Below are 13,382 nucleotides of genomic sequence, written 5' to 3' on the forward strand. Positions count from 1 at the left end.
TCACTAAAAATGATTAAAACAATTTATATTTCGATTCAGAGATAAGCCTATTTCTAAAATTTTAAATAATAATATCTATATGAATTTATTTATAAATTTTTAAATTTAATATTATTTTTACATTAAAACAAAACTAATCATAAATTTTACAAACAAAACCTATTATAAATTAATAAAAAGTTCAATCTTTTGACATCTAATCAAAATTCTGACAACCTATTTTTAATTGAACGATTAATTAAAGAAAAACATGCCCAAAGTTGGAATGCCTGAAATCCGCCGCCCGCAACTGATTAACGCCACGATGGAGGTCATCGATGACGTTGGATTAGCGGGGGCAAGTGTCTCGCTAATCAGCCGCAAAGCAGGTGTTTCAGCGGGGATTATCAATCACTATTTCGGTGGTAAACACGGATTGCTTGAAGCCACGATGCGCTCAGTCTTAAAACGTTTAGGCGCAGGCATTGTGGCAAGACTTCGCCAGATCCCATCGGATCAGGTGCTCGAGCGAATTAGAGCCATTGTTGAAGGCAACTTTGACCCGCATCAGACTGAGAGCAAAGTGGTGAAAACTTGGCTGGCATTCTGGACTCAGTCAATGCATGACCACGACTTGTATCGATTACAAAGGGTGAATGAACGCCGCTTGCATTCACATCTGCGCGGTGAACTTAAAAAGGTCTTAAGCGCCCAGCGCGCAGAGTTCGTCGCTCAAGGCGTTGCTGCACTCATCGATGGTTTGTGGCTACGTGGTGCTCTTGCTCCAGAGGGAATTCAAAGTCAAAAAGCAATTGAGCTGATTCGCGATTATTTAGCCCGTGAAATCGAACTTGCCGAAGTTAGTTAATTTTTAAAGGAATGATCATGTCACAGCAACCGAAGATGAGTCGCCAACAGCTTTACATTGATGGCCGCTATCAAAGCGCTACCTCAAATGAGACATTTAACACCATCAACCCAGCGACGAGCGAACTGCTTGCCGAGGTAGATCAAGCCAGTCAGGCGGATGTCGACGCTGCGGTAAAAAGCGCCCAACAAGGTTTCGCCATTTGGTCAAAAATGACGCCTTTAGAGCGCTCCAGAATCTTATTAAAAGCAGTTGAGCTGCTGCGTGAGCGCAACGATGAGCTGGCTAAACTTGAGGTATTAGACACCGGTAAACCCCTGCAAGAAGCCGATTGCGTCGATATTGCAACTGGCGCTGATGTGATTGAGTATTACGCAGGATTAGTTCCGGCCATGCAAGGGGAGCAACAGCCGCTTTCTAACTCAAGCTTCTTTTACACTCGCCGCGAGCCGCTAGGCGTGTGCGCAGGTATCGGCGCTTGGAACTATCCAATCCAAATCGCCATGTGGAAATCAGCCCCAGCGCTCGCCGCTGGCAATGCGATGGTCTTTAAACCTTCTGAAGAAACCCCGCTAAGCGCACTTAAGCTGGCAGAAATATATACGCAGGCTGGCGTGCCAGATGGCGTGTTTAACGTTGTCCAAGGCGATTATCGAGTTGGCCAGATGCTTACCGCTCACCCAGATATTGAAAAAGTTTCTTTTACCGGTGAAGTAGGAACAGGCAAAAAAGTCATGGCCGATGCGGCCAAATCACTCAAAGAAGTCACCATGGAGTTAGGTGGTAAATCACCGTTGATTGTATTTGATGATGCCGACCTTTATACCGCAGTTTCCGGCGCGATGGTCGCTAATTTCTATACCCAAGGTGAAGTATGCACCAACGGCACACGCGTGTTTGTGCAGCGCGGTATCTACGACCAATTTATCGAACAATTACGTGAGCGCACCGCCAAATTAACCATTGGCGATCCGATGAATCCAAACACCCAAGTGGGTGCACTCATCAGTGAAAAACATCTTCATAAAGTATTGGAGTATATCGAGCTGGCTAAACAATCGGGCGCCAAACTAATCGCTGGCGGCAACCGTGTCGTGGATGGTGATTTAGCCAATGGCTTTTTTGTCGCACCAACTATTTTTGCTGACTGCAGCGATGAGATGCCCAACGTTAAAGATGAAATTTTTGGCCCCGTCATGTCCATCTTGCCATTTGATGATGAGCAAGAAGTCATTGAGCGTGCGAATGCCACTCAGTACGGCCTGGCAGCAGGGCTATTCAGTAAAGATTTAAGTCGCGCCCACCGCGTTATCCATAACCTTGAAGCAGGTATTTGCTGGATTAACACGTGGGGCGATTCTCCCGCAGCGATGCCAGTGGGTGGTTATAAACACTCCGGGGTTGGCCGTGAAAACGGCATTGAAACACTTAAACATTACACTCAAACCAAGAGTGTTTACGTAGAGCTTGGGACCTTTGAGAGCCCATACGCCTAATTAGCAGCTCTTTGTATGTAACCAGAATAGAGGATTTTATGGACACCACTCAGTTCGATTACATCATTGTTGGAGCAGGTTCAGCAGGTTGTGTACTTGCTGACCGGCTCAGTGAATCAGGTCAGTACCAGGTTCTATTACTAGAAGCAGGCGGCAATGATCACAGTATTTTTATCAAAATGCCGACTGCCCTTTCCTATCCAATGAACACCGATAAATACGCTTGGCAATTTGAATCACAGCCAGAACAGGGCTTAGATAACCGGCGCTTGCACTGCCCGCGCGGTAAAGTAGTTGGCGGCAGTTCATCAATTAATGGCATGGTCTACGTACGAGGCCACGCCGAAGACTTCAACCAGTGGGTTGAACACGGCGCTTCAGGCTGGGATTATCAGTCATGCCTGCCTTATTTTAAACGCAGTGAAAACTGGGTCGATGGCGGTGATGATTATCGCGGTGAGAATGGCCCGGTCGGCACCTGTGCTGGCAATGAGATGCGCTATAACCCGCTTTATCAAGCTTTTATTGAAGCGGGCAAACAAGCGGGCTATCCACAAACCGAAGACTACAATGGTTACCAGCAAGAAGGCTTTGGTCCGATGCAGATGACCGTCGATGCGGGCGTGCGCGCATCGACAGCTCGCGCCTACCTTAAACGAGCGCGAAAACGAGCCAATCTGACGATTAAAAAACAGGTTTTAGTGCACAAAGTGCTCCTTTCAGGAACACAAGCCACCGGCATTGAATTTAGCCGCGATAACCAGACATTTAAAGCCTTGGCCAAGCGCGAAGTCATTTTAAGCGCCGGTTCCATTGGCTCACCGCAGTTATTACAACTTTCTGGCATTGGTCCTTCTTCGCTATTAAAACAAGCGGGCATTGAGCCAGTTGTCGACTTGCCAGGAGTCGGTGAAAATTTACAAGATCACCTCGAAGTTTATTTTCAACATCGCTGCTTACAACCCATTACCCTTAACAGTAAATTGGACTTGTTAAGCATGGCGATGATCGGCACGCGCTGGTTATTACGCCGCGATGGCTTAGGAGCGACCAACCATTTTGAGTCTTGCGCCTTTATTCGTTCGTCAGCAGGTGTAAAATGGCCCGATATCCAATACCACTTTTTACCTGCGGCCATGCGTTATGATGGCAAAGCTGCTGTAAAAGGTCATGGATATCAGGTACATGTAGGGCCGAACAAGCCCACCAGCCGAGGTTACGTGCGTATTCAAAGTAGCGACCCAACGGCCGCACCAACCATTAAATTTAATTATTTATCTACTCAGCGCGATATCGAAGATTGGCGCAAGGTCATCCGCCTGACCCGTGAAATTTTGGCGCAAGAAGCTTTATCACCTTATCGTGGCGAAGAGATAGCGCCCGGAGTTGATATCACCAGTGATGAACAGATCGATGCTTGGGTTCGCCAAAGCGTCGAGAGTGCTTATCATCCATCTTGCACCTGTAAAATGGGCGCTGATGATGACCCACTTGCGGTCCTGAACGCCCAATGTCAGGTTCGCGGTATCGAGCGTTTACGCGTTGTTGATTCATCCGTTTTTCCAACCATTACCAATGGCAACCTCAACGGTCCGACCATTATGGTTGCAGAACGAGCTGCCGATATGATTCTCGGCAACCCACTTCTTCCACCAGCCGACGTTCCTGTCTGGATCGATCCCGGCTGGCAAACTCGCCAGCGTCTTCACCAAGACGTTCAGTTTGCTCACCCCTGACGATAGTTTCGTCAAATTCTGTTCACCCAGACAGCTCAGCCCACGTTGGGTTGAGTGATATCACTTAAATGAAAGAGGATTTTTGTCATGGAGACAATCTCAAAAAAGAGACATCTTAAACTTTGCGGCGCCCTTCTGGCAGCCTTCAGCCTAGCTTCTGCCGCGCATGCTCAATCAAGCTGTCAGACCGTGCGTTTCTCCAACGTCGGCTGGACTGACATCAGTGCCACAACGGCCAGCACCGGCGTGGTCTTAAAGGGGTTAGGTTATAAAACCACAACCCAAATGCTCTCTGTTCCAGTGACTTACCGCTCACTTGCCAACAAAGATATTGATGTATTTTTAGGGAACTGGATGCCGTCAATGGCTGGCGACATCGCAAAATACAAAAAAAATGGCACCGTCGATACGGTTCGTGCGAACCTCACTGGCGCCAAATACACCCTGGCAGTACCTCAATATGTTTACGACGCAGGCGTTCACAGCTTTAGTGATCTGAAAAAATACGCGAGCAAATTTCACCGCCGAATTTATGGTATTGAACCAGGTAACGACGGAAACCGTCTGATTCAATCAATGATTAAGAAAAATGCCTTTGGTCTGAAAAAATTTGACCTGATTGAATCAAGTGAAGCAGGCATGCTCTCGCAGCTTAAACGAGCGATTCGCCGTAAACAGTGGATTGTATTTTTGGGTTGGGAACCACACCCAATGAATACCAACTTCAAAATTCAGTACCTCTCTGGTGGGGATGATTTCTTTGGCCCGAACTTCGGCGGCGCTAAAGTTTATACCAACGTCAGCCACGGCTACGTGAAACGCTGTCCAAATGTCGGAAAACTGCTAACAAATCTGCAGTTCTCACTGTCGATGGAAAACCAGATCATGGACTCCATTATGAACAAAGGTCAGAAACCAACTCAGGCGGCGCAAGCTTGGCTTAAAGCGCATCCAGACGTTCTTAATGGTTGGTTAAAAGGTGTCAAAACAATTGATGGCAAACCTGGCCTACCTGCTGTTAAAGCCTCATTAGGTCTGCAATAAAAGCCCTTAAAGGGCGGCATTGCCGCTCTTTAGAGCTTAAATTCAATTGAGGAATCTCATGAATTTTATTACCGAACACAAAATTCCGTTTGGCCACTGGATGGAAGTGCTATTTGACTGGCTCAGTATCCATGCCGCTACCTTTTTCGATGCAATTTCAAATGGTCTGGGATGGGCGATTATGTCATTGGTTGACCTGTTTGAATGGGTGCCACCAATTGCATTGATCCTACTAACCGCAGCCATCGCTTATCTGATTCATCGGCGCTGGTCATTGGTGCTGTTCATTCTGCTGGCACTGGCATTAATCTTAAATCTTGGCTACTGGCAAGCGATGATTGAAACCTTCGTTTTGGTATTTATCGCCACCTTGCTTAGCGTCTTAATGGCTGTGCCAATCGGTATTTTTGCCGCGCATAAACCGCGGGTGTTCACCGTTTTACGGCCAATTTTGGATCTGATGCAAACTGTACCAACATTTGTGTATCTAATCCCAACACTGGTTCTGTTTGGCTTGGGCGTTGTTCCAGGGCTTATCTCAACCATTATTTTCTCAATCGCATCGCCTATTCGACTTACCTATTTAGGAATTCGCAAAGTACCCGAGGAGCTTATCGAAGCGGGTAAAGCCTTTGGTGCAACACCGATGAAATTATTATTTAAAGTCGAGCTTCCTGCGGCGATGCCAAACATTATGGCCGGGGTCACTCAGTGCATTATGTTGTCACTGTCGATGGTGGTGATGTCAGCATTAGTTGGGGCTGGCGGTCTGGGTAAACCAGTGGTTCAAGCACTTAACACCGTCAATATCTCGCAAGGATTTGAAGCCGGTTTATGTATTGTCATTGTCGCGATGATTCTTGATCGTCTGTGTAAAAATCCATCAGGTGAGCAGGAGGATTCATGAACATTGCCGTAGAAATTAAAAATCTTGATGTCATCTTTGGTAGCCATATCAACAAAGCAGCGAACTTACTTGATAATGGCCTATCTCGTCAGGAAATTATCGATAAAACTGGCGATGTGGTTGCAGTTAGCAACGCATCTCTTAGGGTCAATAAAGGTGAAATTTGCGTATTAATGGGCCTTTCTGGCTCTGGTAAATCAAGTTTGCTACGCGCAGTCAATGGGCTCAATCCAATCACTCGCGGCTCAGTTGAAATCGAATACGATGGCAATATGATTGACCTTGGCAGTTGCAACAGCGCAACGCTGCGCCATATTCGCACCAACAAAGTTTCCATGGTCTTTCAAAAATTTGCCCTGATGCCATGGCTTAGCGTGCTTGAAAACGTCGCATTTGGCTTAGAAATCCAAGGCATGAGCAAACATGAGCGTGAACAAAAAGCACATGAGCAGCTAAAAATGGTAGGGCTTGATGAATGGGCGCACCAATATCCGCATGAGCTCTCCGGCGGGATGCAGCAGCGTGTTGGTCTGGCTCGCGCTTTTGCGATGGATAGTGATATTTTGCTAATGGATGAACCTTTCTCAGCACTCGATCCGCTCATTCGAACTCAGTTGCAAGATGAACTGATGGAACTGCAACACCAGCTCAATAAAACCATCATTTTTGTCAGTCATGACCTTGATGAAGCGCTTAAGTTGGGGAGCAAAATCGCCATTATGGAGTCGGGTAAAATTATCCAGTACGGCGAACCTGAAGCGATTGTCTTAAAACCTGAAGATCAATACGTTGAGGACTTTGTCGCCCATACCAATCCACTCAATGTGCTGCGTGGTCAGTCATTGATGACCCGACTTGATGAGCTCAAAACCAAAGATCAGAAAATTGTCCTCAAAGAGTATGAAGATACCTGTTTGAAACTGGCATTTGATGGCTCAATTGAACAAGTGACGCGCCAAGATAAATCGCTAAAAGTGACGCACTGGCAAAGCTCTCGAGATGATTTTGCCGCCATTGAAGCCGACTCCATCGTTGTCACCGATTTGGCTATCTCCATGCGAGATGCGCTGGAGCTTCGTTATCGCAGTCGCCAACCCGTTGTACTTAGTGATAATGGTCGAATTCTTGGTATTTTGCGCGATCAGGACTTTTACCATGCTCTGCTGGGTAAACATTTTGGCCACTGCGCTGAAAACTCAGTTGCCGCCTCTTAATTGATGCAAAAGCAGCTGCTAGAGATAACTCTCTAAAGCGCATAAAATCCGATATCAGCAATTGGTATCGGATTTTTTTATAAGCGTTACTCCTCCTTAAGACAACTCATTGGTATTTTGAGAACAAAGCAACCTAAGTAATCACTCAACTCGGACCTTCTCTTTAAATTTGTCAAACACATGTACCAGTGTGGCAAACGATTATTTTTCTATACACCATTTTGCTGAAGAACATTAAATGATAAAAGATATCATTTGCAATTGATAATAATTATCAATTGCAATAACATTACCACATATTTAACAACACCATAACAATATCTTTATCAATTAGGACGATTCCTCTATGAAATCCATATCTGTGGTATGGCTGACCCCATTATGTATCGCATTATCCGTTCGAACAGCTCTGGCCGATAATAACTCGGACTCATCTCAATCAGTGCTCAATGCAATGGTTGTAAAAGGCAAAACCCCACCTAAAGACGCTGATAGTTCAACCACTAAAATCACCAGTAAACAACTTGAAAAACAAGGTGCTAGCGATCTTGCACAGGCATTGCGTTATGAGCCAGGGATTGATGTTGCCAGTACCAGTCGATTTGGGGTCAGCGGCATTTATATTCGAGGTCTAGGGGATGACCGTGTTTATCAAAGTATCGATGGTGTGACGCTTGCCGATGCCTATAACCCTAGTGGCAGCTATATTCAAAGCGGACGCGATGCCGTTGATATCGATTCTCTCGCCGCCATTGATATTACTAAAGGCGGCGATGTCCTCGCAGGTAGTGGCGCTCTAGCTGGAGCGGTAGCACTTCGCACAAAATCTCCAAAAGACTTACTCAAAGCAGGTAATAGCCAATATCGCTCTATTAAAACTGGTTTTCAGAGCGCTTCAAATCAATATCACGAAACCCTTACATATGCCGCACGCCACAATTCATGGGAAGGACTACTTCTTTATACCCGTCGTGATGGCCATGAAACTAAAAGTAATGCCAGTGGCGATGGCTTAGAAACATCTCGTGGGAAAGCGGATCCAGCAAGCATTAGCTCAGATAATGTATTAGCAAAGCTAAACTACCAGTTCAATGCTCACAACCAATTGGGCGTTACTTTCGAGCACTACAATAATCGCAGTACCAGTGAGCTATTATCGCAAAGTTCAACCTCAGAGCTTGATAGCGCTAATGACCATATCTATCGGACTCACTTAGGTATTCACCAAAATCTTAGCACTCCAACCTGGGCCTATGATCGCCTGCACTGGCAGTTAGATTATCAGGATACCAAAACCACCAACGGTACCCATAAAGTCAGCAGTGACTCGGCACGTTATGTCAAGCGCTTCTACGATCAGCGTAATTATCAACTGCAAGCAAAACTCAGCAAACACCTTGGTGATCATTATCTTAGTTACGGAATTAACTACCAGTATCAACGATTTGATGATCTCAATGACGATAGCTCAGCAACCTCAGCAGAACGAATGAGCCCCAAGGCAACTGGTCAGGTTATTGGCTTATATGCAGGCGATCGCTGGCAATTGACAGATCGCTGGTTAATCATGCCCGCGGTGCGTTACGACCATTACCAATACAAGCCGAAATATGACGCCAATTTAGGTCAGTGGGATACGAATAAAAACCATGCTCTGACAGCACAATTAGGCAGTGAATTTGCTCTCACGCAGTCTTTAAGTGTTTTTGGAAAATATGGTACAGGCTTTCGCGCACCGAAAATGGATGAAATGTACTACACCTACATCCATTCGCTAGCCTTTGGCAGCTATGCAATTACACCGAATCCGAATCTAAAACCAGAACGTAGTATTTTCTTAGAAGGAGGACTGCGCTTTAAAAATGATGTTGCCAGTGCCGAAATCACCACCTACTACAATCGCTATCGTAACTTTATTCAAACGCAGCAAAGCATCGGCACCAGTAGTACCTATACTCTGGGCCAATTCACCAGCTTAAACCTCGATAAAGTAGTCATCCATGGTATTGAAGCAAAAGGCACATTGGCACTTAGTGCTCTGACTCATCAACTTGAGCGCTTTACTGTGCAAGGAGCACTAGCCTACGCCAAAGGTCACAACGTTAAAGATGATGAACCATTAGACAGCGTAGCTCCGCTACAAATTAACTCTTCGCTGAGCTACCACAGCCAACACGACTTTTGGGGAAGTAGCTTACACGTTACTTGGACAGATGCTAAAAGCAGTGATGACCTTACTGATTCCAGTTCGTGGCTTGCCACCAAACGTTCAACCGTTTTGGATCTCACCGGCTATATCAAACCGTTAGAAAACCTAACCATCAACGTTGGCCTATATAACCTCACTAACCAAAAATATTGGGTCTGGAGCAATATTCACGATGCTAATGAAAACACCACAGGCAACCTAGGCCGATTAAGCCAGCCGGGGCGCAATTTCGCTGTTGATTTGACTTACGCATTTTAAGCCAAGGAGAAAACTGATGTTAAATTCAAGCAACCTTTATCAGCGCATGTGCACGCTCCAAACGCAGCAACCGAAACTAAGAGCTCGGCGCTTGGCACAATCATTGAATGTCAGCGAAGCGCAATTAATTCACTGTCGCCATGGACATGATAGCTGGCAGTTAACCAGTAATTTTCAAGCTCTTATCAATGAAATTAATCAGCTGGGCGAAGTAATGGCACTAACTCGCAATGAACAAGCGGTACATGAACGCCATGGCAGGTACCACGATTTGCATCAAGACGGAGAGATAGGCGTCATCTTAGGACCTGAAATTGATCTGAGGATCTTTTTTAACCACTGGCGAAGTGCCTATTGGGTCGATGATGAAGGTCGACAAAGCATCCAGATCTTTGATGCAACAGGCCAAGCCGTGCATAAGATTTATCAAACTGATAAAACCAATTCCCAAGCGTGGGACAATTTGATTAGCCGCTACAAAACCAACGAGTTACAAGATTTAGCGATACACCCCGTAACGAGCAATGCTGTCCGCCCAATAAATGAGGCATTTAATCGCGAAACATTTTGCCAAGACTGGGCCAACTTACAAGAAGTACACGATTATCACCTACTACTACAACGCCACCAGCTCAGTCGCACTCAAGCGTTAGCACAAATTGACAAGCAATGGGCAACCAAACTTCACATTGATGCATTAGCAATGCTTTTAACTCAAGTAAGCCAAAACCGATGTCCGATTATGATTTTTGTCGGTAATCGGGGCTGTGTGCAAATTTACACTGGCCCCATCGCTCACATAAAACCAACAGCTAATTGGCTCAATGTCTTAGATCCTGGCTTTAACCTACATCTGAACTTAGCTGAAATAGACCAATTGTGGATGCTTAAACGTCCGACGGTAGACGGCAATATTCACGCGATTGAAGCATTTAACGCTGACGGTGAATCAATTGTAACTTTTTTTGGTAAACGCAAACCAGGCCAACCACAACTAAAAGCCTGGCAACAATTGTGTGAACAACTTTGCCTTACCCACCCAGCCGACACCAACTAATAGCAACAATATATTGCGCCATTTTGTGCTCAAAGTGGCTGAAATATGTCTCTTGGTGAAAATATATTGGGTTCTTTACTGCATAAAAAAGCCGGGGAGCAATTCAGCTCCCCGGCTTTTCAAATTCATCTAGCGCTTAATTTAAGCGATATAAGAAGATAACATCCAGACTTCTTTTTCTTGACCTGCGATGTAATCACTTAACAAGCTAACGGTTCCTTCATCCCCAGCTTCAGCCGCCTTAGAGAGCAACTCACGCTGCAATTGCAACAGTGCCTGATAACCAGCCAACAATCCGCTAACGCAGGTAATGCCATCGTGAACGCCAGTGTGTTCTTTAATACTGCTGGCTTTAATATACGCACTGTAGCTATGCGACGGCGTTCCGCCCAGAGTCAGAACTCGTTCTGCTATTTCATCTACTTTTGTCAGTAAATCGGTATACGTTGTTTCGAATTTAGCATGCAACTCAAAGAACTTATCGCCACGAATATTCCAGTGATAGCCTCGCACATTCTGATAGAGGATCTGGTAATTTGCCAGAAGCGTATCTAAGCCTTTAATAAGTTGTGATGCTGCTTGTTCATCTAAACCAATGCGATTCATAAGCTATCTCCTTTTGAATCCAAGTAAATATTGATAACGAGTTACAAGTTAAACGACAGCAACCAATAAATCCAAACGATTAATATTATAAAAGTGATTGGTAAAACCTATGTATTCGATTTTACCTAATTAGATAGCTTGTTCATCCATAAGAGGAACGTCACAAAGCGCGGCCATTTTCTGCCGATAAGCTTCAACTTTCTCTGGATAAACAATACCTTTGACACCTGAGAGCGAACGCAGTGTCGGAAACAGGTGAAAATCATCTTCTGAGAGCTCACCATTAACGCCCCGTTCACAAACAATCCATGGTTCGAGCTGGGTCAGCGCTTTATTCATCCGTTCCAGATAGGTATCAGTCTGGGCAAGATGCTCCTCAAAATCACCAATAATATTCTGTTTAGCATTAGTGTAATAAGCCTGAGCTGCTTGTGTTGCAAACTCAGCGAATGGTAAACGCGGTGTACGAGGCATGACCAGCTGATTGACCAACAGATTGTTATCGCTCAACCACTGCGAGAGATCGTTATTATGGCGCTGAGAAACCAACGGTTGCCCATCTAGCCTATCGATCCAATGCACAATATCCATGCTTTCAGGCATAAAGCTACCGTCTTCTTTTTCCAAAATCGGTACCATTTTTTTGCCAATCATGGCAGTTGGTGTGTCAACATCATCATTCAGTAAAATGTTGAGTGTGACTGGAATCCCTTTTAAACCGAAGATCATGCGCGCTTTGACACAAAACGGGCAATGATCATATACGTGTAACTTCATCCTGACCCCCTAATTTAAGGATATAAATAGCGTATGGGCTTAAGTCATTCTGGGCTGATTTGACATTTGAATCAACTCCCCAAGGATATCCGACAATAAGCTTGTGCTAGATTGATCAAGAAAATAACACAACAATCTATTCTCATACTTCCATTTATTGGCTAAACTGGTTAACCTTAGGCGCCTTTATTAACAGCCGATAATTAGTGACAGATATGATCGCAAAAGGCACGCTTTACATTGTCTCCGCCCCAAGTGGAGCAGGCAAATCATCGATGATCAACGCACTGATTAATCGAAATCCTAATTTGCCGATACAGGTTTCTATTTCACACACCACCCGCGCCCCTCGACCAGGCGAAGAAAACGGTGTGCATTATCATTTTGTTAGTAAAACTGAATTTGAAGAGCTCATTGCTCAGAGCGCATTTTTTGAATATGCCGAAGTATTTGGCAACTATTATGGCACGTCAAAATTAGCCATCGAGCAAACGCTATCGCAAGGCATCGATGTTTTCTTAGATATCGATTGGCAAGGTGCCAGACAAGTGCGCGAACAGATGAACGAAGCAGTTTCGGTATTTATTTTACCGCCAAGCAGTGCAGAATTAGAAAATCGGCTCAAAATGCGCGGCCAAGATAGCCAAGAAGTGATTCGTTCAAGAATGCTCCAAGCCAAGGCTGAAATGAGCCATTATGATGAATATGACTATTTGATCATTAACGAAGATTTTGATCGCGCAGTTACCCAACTGCAGGCTATTTTACAGTGCCATCGTTTACGCCAAAGCGCACAGGCACTAAAATACCAAACAATTATTACGGATCTTCTGGTAAATAAACCAAAGATCGATTAACATTTTGCGTTATTTTTGAACAACGGAGTTACACATGGCACGGGTTACAGTTGAAGATGCGGTAAAAAAAGTCGGCAACCGCTTTGATCTGGTCCTTATGGCGTCACGTCGTGCACGTCAAATCGCACTAGAAGGCAAAGACCCTCTGGTTCCTGAAGATAACGATAAACCAACCGTTATCGCCCTTCGTGAAATTGAAGATGGGTTAATTAATAGTGATGTCATGGATGCTCAGGACCGCTTAGAACGTCAAGAACGTGAAGCAGCAGAACTGGCAGCAGTTGCAGCCATCGCTGATAAACACAACTAAGCATCCCCGCCTTAATTGATGCTTTGCGCCGGGTTTACTCGGCGCTGTAAACCTTACATAATAA

General features: G+C 45.1%; 12 protein-coding genes. 10 read left to right on the forward strand and 2 right to left on the reverse strand.

The features are described 5' to 3' along the window. Positions 1 to 250 precede the first annotated feature (250 nt). The 8 genes from betI to ABTQ23_RS08430 all read left to right on the forward strand — a co-directional run bounded on the left by betI (position 251) and on the right by ABTQ23_RS08430 (position 10,768). Positions 251 to 847 (forward strand): transcriptional regulator BetI, encoded by a 597-nt coding sequence (betI, locus tag ABTQ23_RS08395; RefSeq protein WP_408615242.1) that lies wholly within the window; start codon positions 251 to 253, stop codon positions 845 to 847. A 35-nt stretch (positions 848 to 882) separates the two neighbouring features. Continuing rightward, positions 883 to 2,343 (forward strand): betaine-aldehyde dehydrogenase, encoded by a 1,461-nt coding sequence (gene betB / locus ABTQ23_RS08400; RefSeq protein WP_408615279.1) that lies wholly within the window; start codon positions 883 to 885, stop codon positions 2,341 to 2,343. Positions 2,344 to 2,381: 38 nt separating this feature from the next. Then, entirely contained in the window at positions 2,382 to 4,079 is a 1,698-nt protein-coding gene (gene betA, locus ABTQ23_RS08405) for a choline dehydrogenase (RefSeq protein ID WP_408615243.1), read from the forward strand. Between the two features lie 87 nt (positions 4,080 to 4,166). Continuing rightward, positions 4,167 to 5,123, forward strand: a complete 957-nt coding sequence (locus ABTQ23_RS08410; protein ID WP_408615244.1) for a choline ABC transporter substrate-binding protein — start codon at positions 4,167 to 4,169, stop codon at positions 5,121 to 5,123. Between the two features lie 58 nt (positions 5,124 to 5,181). After that, positions 5,182 to 6,030, forward strand: a complete 849-nt coding sequence (gene choW / locus ABTQ23_RS08415; RefSeq protein ID WP_408615245.1) for a choline ABC transporter permease subunit — start codon at positions 5,182 to 5,184, stop codon at positions 6,028 to 6,030. Beyond that, a complete protein-coding gene (gene choV, locus ABTQ23_RS08420; RefSeq protein WP_408615246.1) occupies positions 6,027 to 7,244 on the forward strand; it encodes a choline ABC transporter ATP-binding protein in 1,218 nt (405 codons plus the stop codon). Before choW ends, choV begins: the two co-directional genes overlap by 4 nt. A gap of 346 nt (positions 7,245 to 7,590) precedes the next feature. Then, entirely contained in the window at positions 7,591 to 9,711 is a 2,121-nt protein-coding gene (locus ABTQ23_RS08425) for a TonB-dependent hemoglobin/transferrin/lactoferrin family receptor (RefSeq protein ID WP_408615247.1), read from the forward strand. A gap of 16 nt (positions 9,712 to 9,727) precedes the next feature. Next, positions 9,728 to 10,768 carry a hemin-degrading factor gene (locus tag ABTQ23_RS08430; protein WP_408615248.1) on the forward strand — a complete coding sequence of 347 codons (1,041 nt, stop codon included), beginning with the start codon at positions 9,728 to 9,730 and terminating at the stop codon, positions 10,766 to 10,768. A 141-nt stretch (positions 10,769 to 10,909) separates the two neighbouring features. Here the strand turns inward: ABTQ23_RS08430 and ABTQ23_RS08435 are convergent, their stop codons facing one another. Both ABTQ23_RS08435 and grxB read right to left on the reverse strand, forming a co-directional pair. Continuing rightward, positions 10,910 to 11,374, reverse strand: a complete 465-nt coding sequence (locus ABTQ23_RS08435; protein WP_408615249.1) for a Dps family protein — start codon at positions 11,372 to 11,374, stop codon at positions 10,910 to 10,912. A gap of 129 nt (positions 11,375 to 11,503) precedes the next feature. Continuing rightward, positions 11,504 to 12,151 carry a glutaredoxin 2 gene (gene grxB, locus ABTQ23_RS08440; RefSeq protein ID WP_408615250.1) on the reverse strand — a complete coding sequence of 216 codons (648 nt, stop codon included), beginning with the start codon at positions 12,149 to 12,151 and terminating at the stop codon, positions 11,504 to 11,506. A gap of 218 nt (positions 12,152 to 12,369) precedes the next feature. On the opposite strand from grxB, the gene gmk reads away from it, so the two are divergent. Next, positions 12,370 to 13,008, forward strand: a complete 639-nt coding sequence (gene gmk, locus ABTQ23_RS08445) for a guanylate kinase (RefSeq protein ID WP_408615280.1) — start codon at positions 12,370 to 12,372, stop codon at positions 13,006 to 13,008. 34 nt (positions 13,009 to 13,042) lie between these two features. Then, positions 13,043 to 13,318 (forward strand): DNA-directed RNA polymerase subunit omega, encoded by a 276-nt coding sequence (rpoZ, locus tag ABTQ23_RS08450; protein ID WP_408615251.1) that lies wholly within the window; start codon positions 13,043 to 13,045, stop codon positions 13,316 to 13,318. The last annotated feature ends 64 nt before the right edge of the window (positions 13,319 to 13,382 follow it).

Origin of the sequence: Celerinatantimonas sediminis, assembly GCF_046054195.1 — a bacterium.
Taxonomy (GTDB): Bacteria; Pseudomonadota; Gammaproteobacteria; order Enterobacterales; family Celerinatantimonadaceae; genus Celerinatantimonas.

Excerpts from the sequence above, each read along its gene's own strand:
- betI (WP_408615242.1), top strand. The coding sequence starts at position 251 with ATGCCCAAAGTTGGAATGCCTGAAATCCGCCGCCCGCAACTGATTAAC.
- betB (WP_408615279.1), top strand. The coding sequence starts at position 883 with ATGAGTCGCCAACAGCTTTACATTGATGGCCGCTATCAAAGCGCTACC.
- betA (WP_408615243.1), top strand. The coding sequence starts at position 2,382 with ATGGACACCACTCAGTTCGATTACATCATTGTTGGAGCAGGTTCAGCA.
- ABTQ23_RS08410 (WP_408615244.1), top strand. The coding sequence starts at position 4,167 with ATGGAGACAATCTCAAAAAAGAGACATCTTAAACTTTGCGGCGCCCTT.
- choW (WP_408615245.1), top strand. The coding sequence starts at position 5,182 with ATGAATTTTATTACCGAACACAAAATTCCGTTTGGCCACTGGATGGAA.
- choV (WP_408615246.1), top strand. The coding sequence starts at position 6,027 with ATGAACATTGCCGTAGAAATTAAAAATCTTGATGTCATCTTTGGTAGC.
- ABTQ23_RS08425 (WP_408615247.1), top strand. The coding sequence starts at position 7,591 with ATGAAATCCATATCTGTGGTATGGCTGACCCCATTATGTATCGCATTA.
- ABTQ23_RS08430 (WP_408615248.1), top strand. The coding sequence starts at position 9,728 with ATGTTAAATTCAAGCAACCTTTATCAGCGCATGTGCACGCTCCAAACG.
- ABTQ23_RS08435 (WP_408615249.1), bottom strand. The coding sequence starts at position 11,374 with ATGAATCGCATTGGTTTAGATGAACAAGCAGCATCACAACTTATTAAA.
- grxB (WP_408615250.1), bottom strand. The coding sequence starts at position 12,151 with ATGAAGTTACACGTATATGATCATTGCCCGTTTTGTGTCAAAGCGCGC.
- rpoZ (WP_408615251.1), top strand. The coding sequence starts at position 13,043 with ATGGCACGGGTTACAGTTGAAGATGCGGTAAAAAAAGTCGGCAACCGC.